This window comes from Variovorax sp. 05L425 (assembly GCF_056397705.1).
In genome coordinates this window covers 36,410-56,608 of sequence record NZ_JBFTNY010000015.1, presented here as the reverse complement: position 1 = coordinate 56,608, position 20,199 = coordinate 36,410, and the positions used below count along the sequence as shown (strand labels likewise).

General features: G+C 63.4%; 19 protein-coding genes. 10 read left to right on the top strand and 9 right to left on the bottom strand.

The window, feature by feature from the left end; genetic code table 11:
- Window positions 1-49: 49 nt before the first annotated feature.
- Window positions 50-820 carry an IclR family transcriptional regulator domain-containing protein gene (locus tag AC1DN9_RS17815; RefSeq protein WP_478102474.1) on the bottom strand — a complete coding sequence of 257 codons (771 nt, stop codon included), beginning with the start codon at window positions 818-820 and terminating at the stop codon, window positions 50-52.
- A 122-nt stretch (window positions 821-942) separates the two neighbouring features.
- On the opposite strand from AC1DN9_RS17815, the gene pobA reads away from it, so the two are divergent.
- Window positions 943-2,124, top strand: coding sequence for a 4-hydroxybenzoate 3-monooxygenase (gene pobA / locus AC1DN9_RS17810; protein ID WP_478102472.1), 1,182 nt, complete (start codon window positions 943-945; stop codon window positions 2,122-2,124).
- 11 nt (window positions 2,125-2,135) lie between these two features.
- Here pobA and AC1DN9_RS17805 read toward each other — a convergent pair whose 3' ends face one another.
- A complete protein-coding gene (locus AC1DN9_RS17805) occupies window positions 2,136-4,466 on the bottom strand; it encodes a xanthine dehydrogenase family protein molybdopterin-binding subunit (protein WP_478102470.1) in 2,331 nt (776 codons plus the stop codon).
- Between the two features lie 112 nt (window positions 4,467-4,578).
- Between AC1DN9_RS17805 and aat the strand changes: the two genes are divergently transcribed.
- The 3 genes from aat to AC1DN9_RS17790 are packed head-to-tail and all read left to right on the top strand — an operon-like array spanning window position 4,579 to window position 6,900.
- Window positions 4,579-5,331, top strand: a complete 753-nt coding sequence (gene aat / locus AC1DN9_RS17800; RefSeq protein ID WP_478102468.1) for a leucyl/phenylalanyl-tRNA--protein transferase — start codon at window positions 4,579-4,581, stop codon at window positions 5,329-5,331.
- The gene (locus AC1DN9_RS17795; RefSeq protein WP_478102466.1) at window positions 5,328-6,077 is read left to right on the top strand and encodes an arginyltransferase; all 750 of its coding nucleotides are present in this window, start codon (window positions 5,328-5,330) and stop codon (window positions 6,075-6,077) included. The genes aat and AC1DN9_RS17795 overlap by 4 nt, the downstream gene beginning before the upstream one ends.
- Window positions 6,078-6,105: 28 nt before the next feature.
- Window positions 6,106-6,900, top strand: coding sequence for an IclR family transcriptional regulator (locus AC1DN9_RS17790; protein WP_478102465.1), 795 nt, complete (start codon window positions 6,106-6,108; stop codon window positions 6,898-6,900).
- A 36-nt stretch (window positions 6,901-6,936) separates the two neighbouring features.
- On the opposite strand, the gene AC1DN9_RS17785 is transcribed toward AC1DN9_RS17790, so the two are convergent.
- The 7 genes from AC1DN9_RS17785 to AC1DN9_RS17755 all read right to left on the bottom strand — a co-directional run bounded on the left by AC1DN9_RS17785 (window position 6,937) and on the right by AC1DN9_RS17755 (window position 16,400).
- Window positions 6,937-8,103: a serine hydrolase gene (locus AC1DN9_RS17785; RefSeq protein WP_478102463.1), complete on the bottom strand. Its 1,167-nt coding sequence runs from the start codon at window positions 8,101-8,103 to the stop codon at window positions 6,937-6,939.
- A 115-nt stretch (window positions 8,104-8,218) separates the two neighbouring features.
- The gene (locus tag AC1DN9_RS17780; RefSeq protein WP_478102462.1) at window positions 8,219-9,757 is read right to left on the bottom strand and encodes a 2-isopropylmalate synthase; all 1,539 of its coding nucleotides are present in this window, start codon (window positions 9,755-9,757) and stop codon (window positions 8,219-8,221) included.
- 65 nt (window positions 9,758-9,822) lie between these two features.
- Window positions 9,823-11,526: a 2-isopropylmalate synthase gene (leuA, locus tag AC1DN9_RS17775; protein ID WP_478102460.1), complete on the bottom strand. Its 1,704-nt coding sequence runs from the start codon at window positions 11,524-11,526 to the stop codon at window positions 9,823-9,825.
- 430 nt (window positions 11,527-11,956) lie between these two features.
- Window positions 11,957-12,781: a CDP-diacylglycerol--serine O-phosphatidyltransferase gene (gene pssA / locus AC1DN9_RS17770; RefSeq protein ID WP_478102458.1), complete on the bottom strand. Its 825-nt coding sequence runs from the start codon at window positions 12,779-12,781 to the stop codon at window positions 11,957-11,959.
- Between the two features lie 163 nt (window positions 12,782-12,944).
- Window positions 12,945-13,961: a ketol-acid reductoisomerase gene (ilvC, locus tag AC1DN9_RS17765; RefSeq protein WP_478102456.1), complete on the bottom strand. Its 1,017-nt coding sequence runs from the start codon at window positions 13,959-13,961 to the stop codon at window positions 12,945-12,947.
- Between the two features lie 42 nt (window positions 13,962-14,003).
- Window positions 14,004-14,495 (bottom strand): acetolactate synthase small subunit, encoded by a 492-nt coding sequence (ilvN, locus tag AC1DN9_RS17760; protein WP_478102454.1) that lies wholly within the window; start codon window positions 14,493-14,495, stop codon window positions 14,004-14,006.
- Window positions 14,496-14,624: 129 nt separating this feature from the next.
- Window positions 14,625-16,400 carry an acetolactate synthase 3 catalytic subunit gene (locus tag AC1DN9_RS17755; RefSeq protein WP_478102453.1) on the bottom strand — a complete coding sequence of 592 codons (1,776 nt, stop codon included), beginning with the start codon at window positions 16,398-16,400 and terminating at the stop codon, window positions 14,625-14,627.
- Between the two features lie 285 nt (window positions 16,401-16,685).
- On the opposite strand from AC1DN9_RS17755, the gene AC1DN9_RS17750 reads away from it, so the two are divergent.
- The 6 genes from AC1DN9_RS17750 to AC1DN9_RS17725 are packed head-to-tail and all read left to right on the top strand — an operon-like array spanning window position 16,686 to window position 20,097.
- Window positions 16,686-17,252, top strand: coding sequence for an RNA polymerase sigma factor (locus AC1DN9_RS17750; RefSeq protein ID WP_478102452.1), 567 nt, complete (start codon window positions 16,686-16,688; stop codon window positions 17,250-17,252).
- Window positions 17,249-17,683, top strand: coding sequence for a DUF3619 family protein (locus AC1DN9_RS17745; RefSeq protein ID WP_478102451.1), 435 nt, complete (start codon window positions 17,249-17,251; stop codon window positions 17,681-17,683). Before AC1DN9_RS17750 ends, AC1DN9_RS17745 begins: the two co-directional genes overlap by 4 nt.
- 14 nt (window positions 17,684-17,697) lie before the next feature.
- Window positions 17,698-18,489, top strand: coding sequence for a DUF3106 domain-containing protein (locus AC1DN9_RS17740; protein WP_478102449.1), 792 nt, complete (start codon window positions 17,698-17,700; stop codon window positions 18,487-18,489).
- Between the two features lie 10 nt (window positions 18,490-18,499).
- Window positions 18,500-19,066 carry an RDD family protein gene (locus tag AC1DN9_RS17735; RefSeq protein WP_478102447.1) on the top strand — a complete coding sequence of 189 codons (567 nt, stop codon included), beginning with the start codon at window positions 18,500-18,502 and terminating at the stop codon, window positions 19,064-19,066.
- Complete coding sequence (locus AC1DN9_RS17730) at window positions 19,063-19,455, top strand: diacylglycerol kinase (protein ID WP_478102445.1); 393 nt, start codon at window positions 19,063-19,065, stop codon at window positions 19,453-19,455. The genes AC1DN9_RS17735 and AC1DN9_RS17730 overlap by 4 nt, the downstream gene beginning before the upstream one ends.
- Window positions 19,456-19,506: 51 nt before the next feature.
- Window positions 19,507-20,097 carry an LOG family protein gene (locus AC1DN9_RS17725; RefSeq protein ID WP_478102443.1) on the top strand — a complete coding sequence of 197 codons (591 nt, stop codon included), beginning with the start codon at window positions 19,507-19,509 and terminating at the stop codon, window positions 20,095-20,097.
- Window positions 20,098-20,199: the final 102 nt, after the last annotated feature.

Genomic DNA, 20,199 nt, shown 5'->3' with positions numbered 1-20,199 from the left:
GGCTGGTTGGAGATCGTAGCGGCGATCGGGTTCACCGCTCAAAGAACGCTCACAGAAGCGCCCTCACCTCGCGCGCCGCCTCGAACAGAAGCGGCAGCATGTCGCGCCTCAATGCGTCTTCCTTGTGATTGCCCCCTGAAAGCACGACGTTGAGTGCCGCCACGGTGTGACCCTGCATGTCGCGCAACGGCACCGCCAGGGCCTGCACACCGAGCTCATGCTCCTCGCTGGCGAAGCAAAAATCGTCCTTTCGAGCCTGCGCGATGCGCTGGCGAAGCACGCGCGCCTGAGTGATGGTGTGCGGTGTGAGGCGCGGCAGGCTACGGCCCTTCAACCAGTGCGTGAGTTGGCCGGCGCTGAGGCCAGCCAGCAGCACCCGACCGGTCGAGGTCGCATGGGCCGGCAGGCGCGCACCGAGGTGAAGGCCGTAGGCCAGCACGCGCGTCGGTGCCCCATAGCTCCCGCTGCGCGCGACGATGACGACCTCCTCCCCATCGAGCACGACTGCGGAAAACGATTCCTGCGTCTGCGCCGCGAGGCGGTTCAGCGTAGGCTGCAGGGCGCGCGGCAACCTCGAGGAGGCGAGATAGCTGCCCGAGAAGCGCAGTACCTTGGGCGCCATCCAGAAGTAACTGCCGTCGGTTTCGAGATAACCCAGGTGCGCAAGCGTCAGCAGATGCCGCCGTGCCGCTGCCCGCGTCAGTCCGGCCCGCTCCGCGGCCAAGGTTGCGTTGAGCCGCTGGCGCTCGGTGTCGAAGCTTTCGAGCACAGCCATTCCTTTGGCGATGCCTTCGATGAAGTCTGGTTTTGCGATGGTCATGGTTGAAGAGTTGCGCGATCATCGCGCACGTTGCCTCATGATCGCACAGAGGCTGCAATCGCGCCCCCACGAATCGGCATCGCAGACCTACGCTTGCGGGAACGCCACCAGGAGACATAAACATGCGAACCCAAGTCGCCATCATCGGAGCCGGTCCCGCCGGGCTCCTGCTCGGACAGTTGCTGCACAAGGCCGGCATCGACAACATCATCATCGAACGCCAGAAGAGCGAATACGTCCTGGGGCGCATCCGGGCCGGCGTGCTGGAACAGGTCACGATGGACCTTCTTTCCCGGGCCGGTGTCGACGTCCGGGCCAAGGAAGAAGGACTGCCGCACGAGGGTATCGAACTGCTGTTCAAGGGCGCCCGCCACCGCATCGACTTGCACGGCCTGACCGGCGGAAAGCAGGTCACGGTGTACGGCCAGACCGAAGTGACGCGCGACCTGATGGCCGCCAGGAACGCCGAAGGCCTCAAGACCATCTACAGCGCATCGTCGGTCAGCCTGCACGACTTCGACACGCGCACCCCGCGCGTTCGCTACGATAAGGACGGCGCGACGCACGAGATCGAGTGCGACTTCATCGCCGGATGCGACGGCTACCACGGTGTCAGCCGTGCCAGTGTTCCTGCCCAGTCGCTGCATACGTATGAGAAGGTCTATCCCTTCGGCTGGCTCGGCGTGCTCGCCGACGTACCGCCGGTTTCCCATGAACTGATCTACGCCAACACATCGCGAGGCTTCGCACTTTGCAGTATGCGCAGCGCGACGCGCAGCCGCTACTACGTCCAGGTGCCGACCGAGGAGCGGGTCGAGAACTGGAGCGACGAGGCATTCTGGAATGAACTGCGATCGCGGCTGGACCCGGAAGCGCGCGATCGTCTCGTGACCGGCCCTTCGCTCGAAAAGAGCATCGCGCCGCTGCGCAGCTTCGTGGCCGAGCCGATGCGCTTCGGCAGCCTCTTCCTGGCCGGCGACGCCGCGCACATCGTGCCGCCGACGGGCGCCAAGGGACTGAATCTGGCGACCGCGGACGTGGGCTACCTCTCACGCGCGTTCGAGATCTTCTACGGCGAGAAATCGGCTTCGGCACTGGACCGCTACTCCGACCTCTGCCTGCGTCGCGTGTGGAAGGCAGAACGCTTCTCTTGGTGGTTCACGTCATTGATGCACCGATTCCCCGAGAGCGGTGAGTTCGGCCAGAAGATCCAGGAAGCCGAACTCGACTACCTGGTTCATTCACGCGCGGCCTCGACGTCGCTGGCCGAAAACTACGTCGGATTGCCGCTCGAGGATTTCTGAGGGCCAGCGGCTCAGGCCGCCGAGGCCATCAGCTGCCAGACGCGGGCCGGCGTCAACGGCATGTCCAGGTGCGGCGTGCGGTCAGCCATGCCGTTCCGCGCCAACGCATCCGCGACCGCATTGACCACGGCGGGCGTCGCGCCGATGGTGCCGAGTTCGCCGACGCCCTTCACCCCCAACGGGTTGTTCTTGCAGGGCGTCGATTCATCCATCTCCATGCGGAACATCGACGCGAGGGTCTCCGCGCGCGGGGCGGCGTAATCCATCAGGCTGCCTGTCAATGGTTGGCCGGTTTCAGGGTCGTACACCACCTGTTCGCAAAGCGCCTGTCCGATGCCCTGCACCGCGCCACCTTCGAGCTGTCCGCGGACGATCAACGGGTTGACCACCCGGCCCACATCGTTGACCGAGGCGTAGCGGACCACAACGATGTCGCCCGTTGGCGGATCGATCTCCACCTCCGTGATGTGGCATCCGTTCGGCCATGTCGGACCCGACACAGTGCTGGTCGAATCCACGAAGATCTGCCGATCAGGCTGATGGCCGGCCAGCGTGAAGAGGTCGAGTGACAGATCGGTGCCTGCGACCTTGAATACGCCCGCCGCGTACTCGACGTCCGCCGGAGACACTTCGAGTTCCTGGGCTGCGAGTTCCTTGGCCTTGTCGATGGTCCGCTCGGAACCCACGCGCACCGCGGAGCCCCCCGTGAAGAGCGAGCGAGAGCCGGCACTGCCGAATCCGTCGCCGCGGTCGGTATCGCCGAGAACGATCTTCACTTTTTCGATGGGCACGCCGAAGGCATCGACCACCAATTGCGCCAGTGTGGTGGCGATGCCCTGCCCCATCGCATTGACGGCGGAAAACACTTCGATGACGCCGTCAGCCTGGACCGAAACGGTCACCCTCTCTTCGAAGACATTGCCGCCGGTCCATTCCAGGAAGGTAGCGATGCCCAGTCCACGCACACGGCCCGCGCGCTTCGACTCGGCCGCCCGCGCGTCGAAGCCCTGCCAGTCGGCGAGCGCCAGCGCCTGGTTCATGACCGATTCGAACTGGCCGGTGTCGTAGGTCTGGTGCATCGGGTTCGTGTACGGCATCTGCTCGGGCCGGATGAAATTGCGCCGGCGCAACTCGATCCGGTCGATGCCGGTCTGGCGCGCAGCTTCGTCCATCAGGCGTTCGATCGTGTAGATGGCCTCGGGGCGTCCGGCTCCACGATAGGCGCCGGTAGGCGCCGTGTTGGTCAAAACCGCCTTGAAATGGAAATCGATGGTCTGGATGTCGTAGACGCTGGTTTGCACCCACGGCCCGATCAGCAGTTGGATGGCGACGCCGGTTCCGGTCGCGTAGGCACCGACGTTGGCGTGGGTCTTGATGCGCAAGCCGAGGATCTTGCCTTGGGCGTCGAGCGCAAGCTCGGCGCGCGCCTCGATATCGCGGCCGTGCGCTGTCGAGAGAAATTCCTCGCTCCGGTCGGCGATCCATTTGACCGGGCGCCGGACGGCACGCGCCGCAAACGCGACCGCGATGTCTTCCGGATAGGCGCCGGTCTTCATGCCGAAGCCGCCGCCAACGTCACCGACGATGACGCGCACCTTTTCCTTGGGCAAACCGATCGCGTCGCAGATGGAATCGCGAACACCGGAGGGCATCTGGGTGCTCATGCGTACGGTCAGACGCTCTGACGTGGGGTCGAAATCCACCAGCACCGATCTCGGTTCGATCGTGAGCGCGACAACCCGCTGGTTGACGACGTCGAGCGCCACGACATGGCTGGCCTTTGCGAACGCTGCGGCCGTGGCCTCGCTGCTGCCGTGACGCATCTCGGCGGCGATGTTGCCCGTGGCTTCGTCGCAGACCAGCGGCGCATCGGCTGCCGTTGCTCCGGGCAGGTCCACCACCATCGGCAATTCTTCATAGTCAACCATCACCGCTTCCGCAGCGTCGCGCGCCTGCCGCGCCGTTTCGGCGACCACGACGGCCACCGGTTCGCCGACAAATCGAACTCGATCGAGTGCCAACGCGCGTCGCGGCGGCGTGGCGCAGTCCGAGCCGTCGGCGCGTTTGAAACCGGAGGCGCCGGGCATGGGCTTGACGCCAGCCTGAGCCAGATCGGCGCCGGTAAAGACGCCGAGCACCCCCGGCATGGCTGCGGCCGATCCGGTATCGATCGACACAAGCTTGGCGTGGGGATACGGGGAACGCACGAAGCTCAGCCAAGTCTGCCCCGGGAGAGAGACATCGTCGGTATAACGGCCGGCACCGGCCAGCAAGTCTTCGTCTTCGAGCCGCCTGACGGCCTGGCCGCTCCCGAAGCGCGTGGGATTCGTTTCAGATGTCACCGTAGTCCTTTTGTCTGGAGGAAATTCTCGGAACAGACAACGACTATATGGGCTTCGGGTACTTTCGGCATGCGCCGACTTCGCTCGACCCGAAGCGTGTAACCATTCCACCATGCAACTGCCTTGGCTCGACCCTGGTGACCCTCTGCCCGCCGCCGCCACGGCGTGGGGTGATGCCGACCCCGTACCTGGCCTGCTGGCTGCCGGCGGCTCCCTGGACGTCACCAGCCTCCTGCAGGCCTATGGGAGTGGAATCTTCCCCTGGTTCAGCGATGGACAGCCGATCCTCTGGTGGAGCCCCGATCCGCGCATGGTGCTCGAAACCGATCGGTTCAAGCTTCACCGCTCACTTCGCAAGACGCTCCTCCGATTCATCGCCACCGAAGGCTGCGAGATTCGGATAGACCACGATTTCGTCACGGTGATTTCGAACTGCTCGCAGGCGCCGCGCAACGGCCAGACCGGCACCTGGATCCTCCCTGAAATGGTGCAAGCCTATGCGGCGCTTCACCGTGCCGGCCATGCCCATAGCGTCGAAACATGGATTGACGGCCACCTCGTGGGCGGGCTCTATTGCGTCGCGATCGGGCGAGCGGTCTTCGGCGAATCCATGTTCGCGCGCAGACCCGACGCGTCCAAGATCGCATTGGCCGCGCTCGTCTGCTTCTGCTTGCGGCACGGCATCGCCATGATCGACTGCCAGCAGAACACTGCCCATCTTGCAAGTCTCGGAGCGCACGAAATACCGCGCGAACGCTTCGTGTCACACGTCGCCCACTCCCATCGAATGGGGCCCCCTGCGTGGCGCTTCGAGCCCGTATACTGGAACGAACTCCTGTCCGCGCGACCTTTCCCAAAGACGTGACGCACCTCAAGGATCTCCCGCTCCACACGCTGCAGTTCTACGCGACGGCCCCCTATCCGTGCAGCTATCTGCCGGATCGGCAGGCACGTTCGCAGGTCGCCACGCCCAGCCACCTCATCAACAACGACGCTTATTCGGATCTCGTGCTGAGCGGGTTCCGTCGCAGCGGCATGTTCACCTACCGGCCCTACTGCGACGGTTGCAATGCGTGCGTCCCGTTACGCGTGCTGGTCAATGACTTCCAGCCGAGTCGAAGCCAGCGCCGGGCGCAAACGCGACATGCCGATCTCCAGGCGCGGGTCCTGAAACTGTGCTTCGTACCCGAGCACTATCAGCTGTACTTGCGCTACCAGAATGGCCGTCATGCAGGCGGCGGCATGGACCACGACAGCATCGACCAATACACCCAGTTCCTGCTGCAAAGCAGGGTCAATTCACGCCTGGTGGAGTTCCGCGAAACCCAGCCGGATGGCAGCCCCGGCGCCCTGAAGATGGTGTCCATCCTCGACGTGTTAAATGATGGACTTTCGGCCGTCTACACCTTCTACGAACCCGAACCGGGCGCGGGCTACGGCAACTACAGCGTGCTCTGGCAGATCCAGCAGGCCCGCAAGCTGGGCCTTCCTCACGTGTACCTGGGCTACTGGATCGAGGGAAGCGCCAAGATGAACTACAAGGCGCGCTACACACCTCATGAAGTGCTGATCGACGGCCGATGGCAGGCACCAACTCATTTCACCAAGTAAAATCGCGACCGGTCAAACCGTGTTGCACATGAGAAAAATCCAATCCGACGTTCCAGCCGCTCCCGTGATCCAGGTCATCGAGCGGATGTTCTCCCTGATCGACGTCCTCGCTTCCCGCGAGGAGGCGATATCGCTCAAGGAGATCAGCGAGAAGACGGGGCTTCACCCGTCAACCACGCACCGCATCCTGAACGATCTGGCCGTAGGCCGCTTCGTAGATCGCCCCGAGGCCGGAAGCTATCGCCTCGGCATGCGGCTCCTGGAACTCGGCAATCTGGTCAAGGGGCGACTCAACGTGCGCGACGCCGCCATGGCGCCGATGCGGGAGCTGCACAAGCTCACCCAGCAACCGGTGAATCTGAGCATGCGCCAAGGAGACGAGATCGTCTATATCGAGCGCGCCTACAGCGAGCGTTCGGGAATGCAGGTGGTCCGTGCTATCGGCGGGCGGGCGCCATTGCACCTGACCTCGACCGGAAAGCTGTTTCTCGCGGTGGACGAACCTCAGCGCGTCCGCAGTTACGCCACGCGAACCGGATTGGCCGGCCACACGCGCAACAGCATTACCCAACTCCCGATACTGGAGCGAGAGCTCTCCAAGGCTCGCCAGTACGGCATCGCGCGCGACAACGAAGAGCTTGAACTCGGCGTGCGCTGCATGGCCGCCGGCATTTACGATGACCAGGGAAAACTGGTGGCAGGTCTCTCAATCTCCGCGCCGGCGGACCGGCTGGACGACGGGTGGCTGCCCAAGCTGCAGGCGACCGCCAACGAGATATCGAGCGCTCTGGGCTTCAAGGCCAATGCGGCAAGCGCCACCTAGGCAAAAGGGCCCTGAACGGGCCCTTTGAACTTTGAATCAACCAGCAATGTTCGCCGCGACACGCTGCTGCGCCGCCTTGCTCACCGTGTGATTCGCCTCGACCCAACGCCTCACGCGTTCAGCGTCGGCGATGCGGCTGAATTTGCCGGCTGAATCGAGGAACACCATGATGAGCTTGCGACCCGCGATCTTCGCCTGCATCACGAGGCACTGGCCTGCTTCCGAGATGTAGCCCGTCTTCTGAACCCCGATATCCCAATCAGGATTCTTGACCAGTCGGTTCGTGGTGTTGAACTGCAGCACGCGATTGCCGACTTCCACCTGGTACTCCGGCGAAGTCGAGAGCTGGCGCACCGTCGGATCCGCGTAGGCCGCGTTCACGAGCAGCGCGAGATCCTGGGCGCTGGACTGGTTGCGGCTCGACAGGCCGGTCGGTTCGACGTAGCTGGTGTCCTTCATGCCGAGCATCTTTGCCTTGGCATTCATGACGCTGACGAAGGTCGCCATGCCGCCGGGATAGGTACGACCGAGTGCATGCGCCGCCCGGTTTTCGCTCGACATCAACGCCAGATGCAGAAGTTCACCGCGTGGCAGGGTGGATCCGACAGTCAGGCGCGAACTGCTTCTCTTCTCGGTGTCGACGTCGTCTTGCGTGATCGTGATCAGTTCATCCGGCGGAAGCTGGGCTTCGCTGATGAGCAGGCCGGTCATGAGCTTGGTCAAGGAAGCGATCGGCAGAACCGCATGGTCGTTCTTGCTCAGCAGGACTTCGTGCGTGTCCTGGTCGATCACGAGCGCCACGCTGGATTTCAGGTCGAGCGCATCCTCGGTGCTGTGCAAACCAGCCAGTTGACCGAAGGATTGGCGGGCGGGTTCGGCGACCCGCACCACCGAACGGCGTTGCACGGCCACTTCAGTCCGCCCATTTTTCTTGCGGATGGAGGCAACCACGTTGCGTCCGCCACTGACGACCCTCTCGCTCTTGTCAGCACTCGCGTTGCGCTTGGAAGCTGCAGTGCGCTTGGTCGTCGATGCAGTCTTGTGCTTGCTGTCGGCGCTCACCGTTTTCTTGGCGGCGGGCTCTTTCTTGGTCGCGTTCGCGGCGGGCAACAAAAACGCCGTGGCGCAAAGCGCGACGGCGAGTAGGCGAAACGCGGGAAGGAACCGCTGGCTGGAAACTCGATAAGAACGGGCTTCAGTCATATATATCTCCAGCGGCTAACAAATAAAAACCGCAGTGTATCGAAATCAAAAAAGACACGCAATATCAGTTACTTGCATCCTCTTCTTCAATCGAATACAAGGATCCCCGCGAAACTTAACCTTGTGCCGCCACTCTCTCAGCTTGGCTCTGTAACTTGTTGAGCGCACTCAAATAAGCCTTGGCCGATGCGACCACGATGTCGGGATCCGCCCCGACGCCGTTGACGACCCGGCCCGCATTCTGCAGCCGCACTGTCACCTCTCCCTGGCTCTCGGTCGATCCGCTGATCGCATTGACCGAATAGAGCACCATCTCGGCACCGCTTTTCACATGGGCCTCGATCGCCTTCAGCGAAGCGTCCACCGGACCGTTGCCGTCGGACTCTCCGGTGACCTCCTTGCCGTTCACCGTGAACACGACGCGCGCCTGCGGACGCTCACCTGTTTCACTATGTTGCGACAAGGATACGAAGCCAAACTGCTCCCTAACGTGCGAGAGTTCTTCATCGCTGACCAAAGCGAGGATATCTTCGTCAAATATTTCACTCTTTCGATCGGCAAGCTCCTTGAACCGGGCGAAAGCGGCGTTGATGTCCGCTTCGCTCTCCATCGACACGCCCAGTTCCTGCAATCGCTGTTTGAAAGCGTTACGGCCGCTCAGCTTGCCGAGAACGATCTTGTTGGCGGCCCAGCCCACGTCCTCGGCTCGCATGATTTCGTAGGTATCGCGCGCCTTGAGCACCCCGTCCTGATGGATACCCGACGCGTGAGCGAAGGCGTTGGCGCCCACGACCGCCTTGTTGGGCTGCACCACGAAGCCCGTAGTCTGGCTCACCATGCGGCTTGCCGCGACGATGTGGCGGGTGTCGATGCCCAGTTCAAGACCGAAGTAGTCCTTGCGGGTCTTCACTGCCATCACGATTTCCTCGAGTGAGCAGTTGCCGGCGCGTTCGCCCAACCCGTTGATGGTGCATTCGACCTGGCGGGCGCCGCCGATCTTCACCCCCGCCAGCGAGTTGGCAACCGCCATGCCCAGGTCGTTGTGGCAATGCACAGACCAGACGGCCTTGTCGCTGTTCGGGATCCGCTCGCGGAGCGTCTTGAGGAAGTTGCCGTAGAGCTCCGGGATGGCATAGCCGACGGTGTCCGGCACGTTGATCGTGGTCGCGCCTTCGTTGATCACCGCTTCCAGCACCCGACACAGAAAGTCGGGGTCGCTGCGGTAGCCGTCTTCCGGGCTGAACTCGACATCGGCGATCAGGTTGCGCGCAAAGCGCACCGAAAGCTTGGCCTGCTCGAAGACCTCGTCCGGCGTCATTCGCAGCTTCTTCTCCATGTGGAGCGGCGACGTGGCAATGAAGGTGTGGATCCGGCCGTTGGCGGCACCCTTGAGCGCCTCGGCGGCACGCGAAATATCGCGGTCGTTGGCGCGCGAAAGGCCGCAAACGGTGGAGTCCTTGATCGCGTTCGCAATGGCCACCACGGCGTCGAAGTCCCCATTGGAACTCGCGGGAAACCCGGCCTCGATGACATCAACCCGAAGGCGCTCGAGCTGGCGTGCGATGCGCAGCTTTTCGTCCTTGGTCATGGATGCGCCGGGCGACTGCTCGCCGTCGCGCAATGTCGTGTCGAAAATGATCAGTTTGTCAGCCATCGTGGATCTCCTTTGTTCGGCGCGAGACGGGAGGGCGCGCCGCGGCGCCTCTCCTCTCCGGCTCGTCAGACGGATTCAGGCACCGATTGTGCGCTGACTGCGGTCTGCATCCGCGCCCTTGTCAGGCCGGAAACGATCGCCTTGAGCGAAGCCGAGATGATGTTCGCATCCATCCCGACGCCGAACAGCGTGATCGCCTCGTCGACGCGCAGTTCGAGGTAGGCCACCGCTTGCGCATCGGCGCCGGCGCCGATCGCGTGCTGGTGATAGTCGATCACGCGGATCGCGTGCCCGGTGGCACCCGCAATCGCATGGATGAAGGCGTCGATGGGTCCATTGCCGCGACCCTCGATTCGGCGAATTTCGCCGTCCCACGGCAAGTCGGCGCGCAGCAAGACCGACGCGTCCGCGCCCTCCCCCTGTTCCTCGAGCACGCGATGCTGAGGACCGACCTCGTCCCGGATGCGGTATTCGCGCTCGAACAAAGCCCAGAGGTCGGCCGCGGTGAGTTCCTTGCCGGCGACGTCCATCACGCGCTGCACGGTCTGGCTGAACTCCATCTGCAGGCGACGCGGCAACTCCAGGCCGTACTCGCTTTCGAGCAGGTAGGAGATGCCGCCCTTGCCCGATTGGCTGTTGACGCGAATCACGGCCTCATAGCTCCGACCGACATCCTTCGGATCGATCGGCAGATAGGGCATGTCCCAGATGTCCCCGTCCTTGCGGGCGCCGAAGGCCTTCTTGATGGCATCCTGGTGTGAACCGGAGAACGACGTGTAGACCAGATCGCCCACATACGGATGGCGAGGATGCACCGGCAATTGGTTGCAATGCTCCACGGTCGCGCGGATTTCGTCGATGTTCGAGAAGTCGAGTTCGGGCGGCACGCCTTGGGTGTACAGGTTGAGCGCCACATTCACGAGATCGAGATTGCCGGTTCGTTCACCGTTGCCGAAAAGACAGCCCTCGATCCGGTCCGCGCCGGCCATCAATGCAAACTCGCCGGCTGCAGTGCCTGTGCCCCGGTCGTTGTGGGGATGCACGGACAGCACGATCGCATCGCGGCGTGAGAGATTGCGGTGCATCCACTCGATCATGTCCGCAAAGATGTTGGGCGTCGAATGCTCGACCGTCGACGGCAGATTGACGATGCACTTGTTCGTCGGCGTCGGGGCCCAGACCGCGGTCACCGCATCGACCACGCGCTTCGAAAACGCGAGGTCCGTACCCGAGAACATTTCCGGCGAGTACTGGAAGGTCCATTGGGTGTTCGGCTGCCTGGCCGCAAGCACGTTGAACATGCGCGCATGCGAAGTAGCGAGTTCGACGATCTGATCCTCGTCCATGCCGAGGACCACGCGACGCATGATCGGGGCCACGGCGTTGTACAGGTGAACGATCGCGCGCGGAGCGCCCTGCAGGGCCTCGAACGTGCGCTCGATCAGATGGTCACGTGCCTGGGTAAGCACCTGGATCGTCACGTCATCGGGAATGCGGTCTTCCTCGATGAGCTTGCGCAGGAAGTCGAACTCGACCTGCGACGCGGACGGAAACCCTACTTCGATTTCCTTGAAGCCGATTGCAACCAGCATCTCGAACATCCGCATCTTGCGGGCGATGTCCATCGGTTCCACCAGCGCCTGGTTGCCGTCACGCAGGTCGGTCGACAGCCAGATCGGAGCCTGGGTCAGCACGGCGTCAGGCCAGGTGCGGTCCTTGAGGCCGACCGGCGCGAAGGCACGGTACTTGAGGTTGGGTTGCTTCAACATCTGATATTTCTCGCTGTGGTTGGATCAACCAGCAACCCCAAAACAAACGGCCCGTTGCTGGTGCGAACGGGCCGTGGTGAGGGATTTGCGCGCGCGCTACCTTCTCTGCCCGTGGGGGATCAGTAGTAGGGCCAGCGAAATCTTGTTCATGGGAGGCTGGAATATAGCACGCCCCCAGGTTGGCTCACTGCGTGTAGCCGCCCACCCCCTACCGGGGGCGCAGCCCGTGGCCCGGCGGAGCCGGTTCCACGGCTGCCCACGAACAGGCGCGTTACGCGCAGCCGAAGACAAAGCAGAACGCCGGTATTTACCGGCCGGCGAAGCCCGGCCCGTTGGTGAAACACCGCGGAACCGGCTTCGCCGGGCCGCTGGTGTTGCCCCCGGTAGGGGGTGGGCGCCCGACACGAAGTGCGGGCAACCTGGGGGCGAGCTAATTGTGCAGCCCGCGCTCGTCGGGTTCGTCGGTCGAAATGCTGATCACGCTCACCGGCTGCCCCTTGGCCTTGCGCCAGCCGTACACGACGTAGCCGCTGAGACCATAGGCGACGAACAGGCTGAACAGCACCGTCGGCGGATGAATGTTGATGATGGCGATGCCGAGGGCGATCAGCACGATCACCGCGAACGGCACGCTCCGCTTCACCTGTACATCCTTGAAACTGTAGAACGGCGCGTTGGTCACCATCGAGAGTCCCGCATACAACGTGAAGCCGAAAGTGATCCATGTGATCTGCTGCCACGACAGGTACAGCACCTCGCCGCCGCGCTTGCCCCATTCAGTCATGAGCCAGATGAAGCCTGCCACCAGTGCCGCCGCCGCCGGAGATGGCAGGCCCTGGAACCAACGCTTGTCGACGACGCCGGTATTGACGTTGAAGCGTGCGAGACGCAGCGCAGCGCAAGCACAGTAGACGAAGGCGGCAATCCAGCCCCAGCGCCCCAGGCCCTTGAGCGACCATTCGTAGGCGATCAACGCCGGCGCAGCGCCGAACGACACCATGTCGGACAACGAATCCATCTGCTCGCCGAACGCGCTCTGCGTGTTGGTCATGCGCGCTACCCGGCCGTCCAGGCTGTCGAGAATCATCGCCGCGAATACGCCGAGCGCCGCCAGGTCGAAGCGCGCGTTCATCGCCATCACGATCGAATAGAAGCCTCCGAACAGCGCTGCCAGAGTGAACAAGTTCGGGAGGATATAGATGCCCTTTCGACGCTTGCGCGGCGCGGCATCGTCGGGGACCGTGTCGTCATGCATGCAACCGGCCTCCAACGCACGTCTTCAGGGTGCAATGGGCTATCGGATTCATGGCAGATGAGGGGGACGATCGCATCGGTGGCAGTGTAGTTCAGGCGCCGCGGCGCCCTGAAAGAAAAGGGCCACCGATCGGTGGCCCTCAGAGGGTCGGAAAGAGGCTCGATCAGTTGCGGGTCTGGTCGACCAGCTTGTTCTTCTTGATCCAGGGCATCATCGCGCGCAGCTTCTCGCCAACCACCTCGATCTGGTGCTCGGCATTGAGGCGACGGCGGCTGATCAGCGTGGGCGCGCCGCCCGCGTTTTCCAGCACGAAGCTCTTGGCATATTCGCCGGTCTGGATGTCCTTCAGGACCTGCTTCATGACCTTCTTGGTTTCTTCGGTCACGATGCGCGGGCCCGTCACGTACTCGCCGTACTCGGCGTTGTTCGAGATCGAGTAGTTCATGTTGGCGATGCCGCCTTCATAGATCAGGTCAACGATCAGCTTCAGTTCGTGGAGGCATTCGAAGTACGCCATTTCGGGCGCGTAGCCGGCTTCCACCAGCGTCTCGAAGCCGGCCTTGATCAGCTCGACGGTACCGCCGCACAGCACGGCCTGTTCGCCGAACAGGTCGGTTTCGGTTTCTTCGCGGAAGTTGGTCTCGATGATGCCGGCCTTGCCGCCGCCGTTGGCCGTGGCGTAAGACAGCGCGAGATCACGCGCCTTGCCACTCTTGTCGGCATGCACGGCGATCAGGTGCGGCACGCCGCCACCTTGGGTGTAAGTGTTGCGCACGGTGTGGCCGGGCGCCTTGGGAGCGACCATCCACACGTCGAGGTCGGCACGCGGCTGCACGAAGCCGTAGTGCACGTTGAAGCCGTGCGCGAAGACGAGCGATGCGCCTTCCTTGATGTGCGGCGCGACGTCGTTCTTGTAGACGCTGGCGATCTGCTCGTCGGGCAGCAGGATCATGACCACGTCGGCCGACTTCACCGCATCGGCCACCTCGGCCACCTTGAGGCCGGCCTTCTCGACCTTGGGCCACGATGCGCCGCCCTTGCGCAAGCCGACGACGACCTTCACGCCGCTGTCGTTCAGGTTCTGCGCGTGCGCGTGACCTTGGCTGCCGTAACCGATGATTGCAACCGTCTTGCCCTTGATCAGGCTGAGATCAGCGTCCTTGTCGTAGTAGACCTTCATGAGATTTCTCCTTCGTAGATTCGGTGGATGTGGAACAGTGGATCAGACGCGCAGGATGCGCTCGCCGCGGCCAATGCCGCTGGCGCCGGTACGGACGGTCTCGAGGATCGCGCCGCGATCGATGGCTTCGAGAAATGCGTCGTTCTTGCCGTGGTCGCCGGTGAGCTCGATGGTGTAGCTCTTGTCGGTCACGTCGATGATGCGCCCGCGGAAGATTTCGGTCATCCGCATCATCTCCTCACGCTCCTTGCCGACCGCACGCACCTTCACCATCATGAGTTCGCGCTCGGTGTAGGCGCCTTCGGTCAGGTCGACGACCTTGACGACCTCGATCAGGCGGTTGAGATGCTTGGTGATCTGTTCGATCACGTCATCGGAGCCCGCCGTGACGATGGTCATGCGCGAGAGGCTCGGGTCCTCGGTCGGCGCGACGGTCAGGGATTCGATGTTGTAGCCGCGGGCCGAGAACAGGGCGACGACGCGGGAGAGTGCACCGGGCTCGTTCTCGAGCAGCACGGCAATGATGTGTTTCATGGCGAGAGGACTCCTCTTTTCGCCGCCCTCCCCCGCGCACGGTAATGCGCGGGCTTGGCGGGCAATAGATTTGTCAATGAATTGGACGATAACCCGGTCCTTCGGACACGGGGACTTGTGACTGGCGTATCAGAGGTCTTCGGAGCCGAGCAGCATTTCGGTGATGCCCATGCCGGCCTTGACCATCGGGAACACGTTTTCGGTCGGATCGGTACGGAAATCCATGAACACCGTGCGGTCCTTGAGCTTGCGTGCTTCGCGCAATGCCGGCTCCACGTCCTGCGGGCGCTCGATCAGCAGGCCGACGTGGCCGTAGGCCTCGGCGAGCTTCACGAAGTTGGGCAGCGCGTCCATGTAGCTGTGGCTGTAGCGGCCCGAATACTCGATCTCCTGCCACTGCCGCACCATGCCGAGATAGCGATTGTTGAGCGAGCAGATCTTGATCGGCGTGTTGTATTGCAGGCACGTCGAAAGCTCCTGGATGCACATCTGCACAGAGCCTTCGCCTGTGATGCAGAAAACTTCCGATTCGGGCTTGGCGAGCTTGATGCCCATCGCATAGGGAATACCGACGCCCATCGTGCCCAGGCCGCCGGAATTGATCCAGCGACGAGGCTCGTCGAATCGGTAGTACTGGGCGGCCCACATCTGGTGCTGACCGACGTCCGACGTGATGTACGTGTCGGAGTCCTTGGTCATGTTCCAGAGGGTTTCGACAACGTACTGCGGCTTGATCACGTCCTTGTTGCCGCGGTCGTACTTGAGGCAGTCCTTGCTGCGCCAGCTCTCGATGGTCTCCCACCAGCTTGCGAGCGCCGCCGGATCGGTGCGGGTGGAGTTCTCGCGAATCATCGAGATCAGTTCGGTCAGCACGTCCTTCACGTCGCCGACGATCGGGATGTCGACCTTCACGCGCTTCGAGATGCTCGACGGATCGATGTCGATGTGGATGATCTTGCGTTCGTTTTGCGCGAAGTGCTTGGGATTCCCGATCACGCGGTCATCGAAACGCGCGCCCACCGCCAGCAGCACGTCGCAGTTCTGCATGGCGTTGTTGGCTTCGATGGTGCCGTGCATGCCCAGCATGCCGAGGAACTTGCGGTCGCTGGCCGGGTAGGCGCCGAGACCCATCAGGGTGTTGGTCACCGGGTAGCCGAGCATGTCGACCAGGGTGCGCAACTCGTTCGTGGCGTTGCCGAGGAGCACGCCGCCGCCGGTGTAGATGTACGGGCGCTTGGCGGTCAGCAGGAGTTGCAGGGCCTTGCGGATCTGTCCGCCGTGGCCTTTTCGCACCGGGTTGTACGAGCGCATCTCGACTTTCTCGGGATAGCCGCTGTACGTCACCTTCTTGAACGAAACATCCTTCGGCACGTCCACGACCACGGGGCCCGGGCGGCCGGTGCGTGCGATGTGGAAGGCCTTCTTCATCGTCAGGGCCAGATCCTTGGGATCCTTGACGAGGAAGTTGTGCTTGACGATGGGTCGGGTGATGCCGACGGTGTCGCATTCCTGGAAGGCATCGAGCCCGATCGCCGCCGTCGGGACTTGGCCCGAGATGATCACCATCGGGATGCTGTCCATGTAGGCGGTCGCAATGCCGGTAACGGCGTTGGTCAGCCCGGGACCCGACGTCACCAGTGCCACGCCGACCTCGCCGGTGGCGCGCGCATAGCCGTCGGCAGCATGCACGGCGGCCTGCTCGTGCCGCACCAGCACGTGCTGGATGGTGTCCTGCTTGTAAAAAGCGTCGTAAATGTAGAGAACCGCGCCGCCGGGGTAGCCCCAGACGTACTGGACGCCTTCGGCCTGCAGTGCCTTGACCAGCACTTCGGCGCCCATGAGTTCTTGCGTTTGACTGCCGGTGACGGCTGCTGCGGAAGTGAGTTCCGCCTTCGAGATTTCCATGATCAACCTTTTGCGATTTTCGGGAACGAAAAACCTTGGGTGCCCCTTCGCCAGCTCTTTTGAAGCCGCGTCAGGACTTGAGGCCACAACCATGGGCGGATTTGTCATACCGCCGGACCGTGACCCGTTTGCCTTTTGACTTGCAGCGGGGATTATGACACCGGAAGACGTCCTGCTGACCTTCTCCCGGCCGACATGACCGCGGAGGCATAATCCGCGGCGACAAGAACACTCGGCGTCCCAGAGACACCTTCCCACGCGGCGCGTCCCCGGCGCCGGACTCGCTTGGCCACTGAAAAAGAACTTTCCGACTTCCTGAAGAGCGTCGAGCGACGCGCTTTCAAGAGGTCCGTCTATCACGTTCGGGACGAAGAAGCGGCGTTGGACATCGTCCAGGACAGCATGATGAAGCTGGCCGAGCACTACGGCGACAAGCCCGCCAACGAACTGCCGCTGCTTTTCCAGCGCATCCTCTCCAACTGCACGCTCGACTGGTTCCGGCGGCAGAAGACCCGCAAGGCGCTGTTCTCCAACCTCAGCGACTTCGAGAGTCTGGACGACGACGGTGATTTCGACCTGCTCGAGCACTTCCAGCTTTCGACGGACGGGCAGGAAACCGAGAGCGCCGAAGACACGACGCGACGCGCCCAGGTTTTCCGCGAGATCGAGGAACAAATCGCCGCGCTGCCAGGTCGTCAACGCGAGGCCTTTCTGATGCGTTACTGGGAGGAAATGGACGTCGCAGAGACGGCTGCTGCAATGGGTTGCTCCGAAGGCAGCGTCAAGACTCACTGCTCGCGGGCCGTTCACGCCTTGAGCAAGGCGCTCAAAGCCAAGGGAATTTCGCTATGAACACAACGCTTTCCGCCTCTTCCGCCGCGCTGGAGGAGCAGTTTGGCCGCCGGGTGGCCGAGCGGCTCTCCGCCGGCAATGCAGAACTGACGCACGAAGTCAGCGAGCGGTTGCGCGCCGCGCGGGTGCAGGCGGTTGCCCGCCGGAAAGTCGTTGCGCAGATTCACACGTCGCCCTTGGTCGTTTCGCGCGGCGGCACTGCGTCATTGGGCCTGGGCGCCCGCTGGTGGACCCGCATCGGATCCGTCGTTCCCCTGGTGGCCCTGGTCGCGGGTCTCGTGGCGATCAGCGTGATGCAGGAAGACAGTCGCACCAACGAATTGGCCGCGATCGACTCCGCCCTGCTGACTGACGACCTCCCGCCGGCAGCCTATACAGATCCCGGATTTGCCCAGTTCCTGAAGACGTCGGACACCACGCCCGAAAACTGATCGTCCTGCACCGAATGCCGCTACGCCACCTTTCTCGCGCCAAAGCGCTAGGCCTCGCGCGACCGCACCCGTGGGCGGCCGCTTGGCTGAGCGCGGGCCTCGTGCTCGGCGCCTGTGGCGTAGCTGCGACCTCGGCCAAGGCTCAGCCAGGCAAGACGACGACGCCGGCGACTACCGCAGCGACGGCTGCGGCCAAGCCAACCGTCGCAAAGCCCCTATGGCGCGAGCTGACGACCCGCCAGCAAAAGGCCCTGGAACCTCTCGCGTCGTACTGGGATGAGATGACCGAGCCTCACAAGCGCAAATGGCTCGCGATTTCGCGCGACTACGCCAAGTTGCCTGCCGCGGACCAGGAAGTGCTTCATAGCCGCATGACCGAATGGGCGAGGCTGAGCAATCAGCAGCGCGAGCAGGCACGCCTCAATTTCGCCGACGTCAAGCAAGTTCCCGCCGACGAGCGCAAGGCGAAGTGGGAGGCCTACCAGGCCTTGAGCGACGAAGAAAAGAGCAAGCTGGCGGCACGCGCCACGACGGCAAAGCCGCCCGGCGCGGCCTCGACAATCCGCCCTGTGCCGCTCCAGAAACTTGCGCCCGTCCCGGCCCTGAACGCGGGCAACCAGCACACGCCCCGGATCCTGCTGGCACCGCCCCCGGCAACGGCGGCAACGGCGCCGGTCGCGACGCCTGCGCCCGCGCCTGCGCCTGCGTCATCCTTTCCTCCGGTGAGTGCCGAGGCCCAAGTGCCGGCGCCGTCCGCGCCTGAAGCACCGGTGCGCGTGTCCGACCAACCCGCTTCCTCGCCCTGAATCGGTGTCGATGGTTTCTACTTCTTCCGGTAGCCCCGGTCCCGATCGCCCGGCCACCGAACAGGTGTCCGCCCAAACTTCCTCCCCGCTGGCAGCCCCTGGCCTCTGGCGCCGCATGGCATGCTGGCTCTATGAGGGCATGCTCCTTTTCGCCGTGGTGTTCGTCGCAGGTTGGCTTTTCAGCACCCTCGGCCAGATGCGCGACGGCATGGACTCGCGCCGACATCTGCTCCAGGCCTTCCTGTTTGTGGTCTTCGGCGTCTATTTCGTCTGGTTCTGGTCGAAGGGGCAGACCCTGGCGATGAAAACCTGGGGCATCCGGATCGTCGACCGGTCTGGCCGTCCGCTGACCCAGGGCCGCGCGCTGCTGCGGTATCTTTTGAGCTGGGTCTGGTTTCTGCCGCCGCTGGCAGCCATTTCCCCCTTCAAGCTCGGTGGCGGCGAATCGGCGGTGCTGATTTTCGGCTGGGTCGTCGTGTGGGCGCTGCTCGCGCGTTTTCAACCCGAACGGCAGTTCTGGCACGACGCGTGGGCCGGCACCCGGCTGATCGCCTCCAAACCCCTCAGCCGCCGATGAGCAGCGCCGATCCGGTCAACCCACAGAAATCGCGGCGGGGATGGATCCGCATCTGGCACGCAACGCTGATTTCGCTGGACGGACTCCGCGCAGGCTGGCAAGAATCGGCATTCCGCCAGGAAATCTATTGCGCCATCGTGATGGTGCCAACGGCATTCTGGGTGGGCCGGAGCTGGGTCGAGGTCGCACTGCTTCTCGCGGTGCTGGCGCTGGTGCTGATCGTCGAATTGCTCAACACCGGCATCGAGGCCGCCATCGACCGCGTCGGCCCCGAGTGGCATTCCTTTTCAAAGACCGCCAAGGACCTGGGCAGCTCCGCGGTCTTGCTTTCCATCCTCCTGTGCGCCGGCGTCTGGATCGCGGCCCTGTGGCAGCGCTTGGCAGGGTAAGGCTTACATCCCGGAGCCCGAAGCGTCACGTGGGCGCGGCATGATACGGGGATGACTCCCAGATTTTCGATTTGCGTTTATTGCGGCTCCCGAGCGGGTGAGCGACCTGAATTCACGGCCACGGCCCAGGCGGTCGGTCGCTGGATTGGCGAACGGGGTGGCCAACTGGTCTACGGCGGCGGTCGAACCGGCCTGATGGGCACCATCGCCAACGCCACCCGCGCCGCAGGCGGCCGCGTGGTCGGCGTGATTCCGAAGGCGTTGGTTGACAAGGAACTCGCGAACCGCCAGAGCGACGAACTGCACGTTGTCGACACCATGCACGAGCGCAAGGCGATGATGGGCGAGCGCGCCGACGCCTTCCTGGCCCTCCCGGGCGGCATCGGCACCTTCGAGGAACTGTTCGAGATCTGGACCTGGCGCCAACTCGGCTACCACGACAAGCCGGTCGGCATCCTCAACGTCGCGGGCTACTACGACGCCCTGCTCGCCTTCCTGGCCCACAGCGTGCGCGAAGGCTTCATGGGCGAATGGCAAATGAACCTGATCCGATCCGGCGACGACGCCCCCGCCCTCCTCGAAGCACTCGTCGAAGACTCCGCCCGCCACCCCCGAGGCGACAAACTAGCCCAAGTCCTCTAACCCCATCCCGTCTCCAGCGCGATTCGCGAAACACCGCGGAACCGGCTCCGCCGGGCCGCTGGTGTTGCCCCCGGCAGGGGGTGGGCGGCTACACGAAGTGAG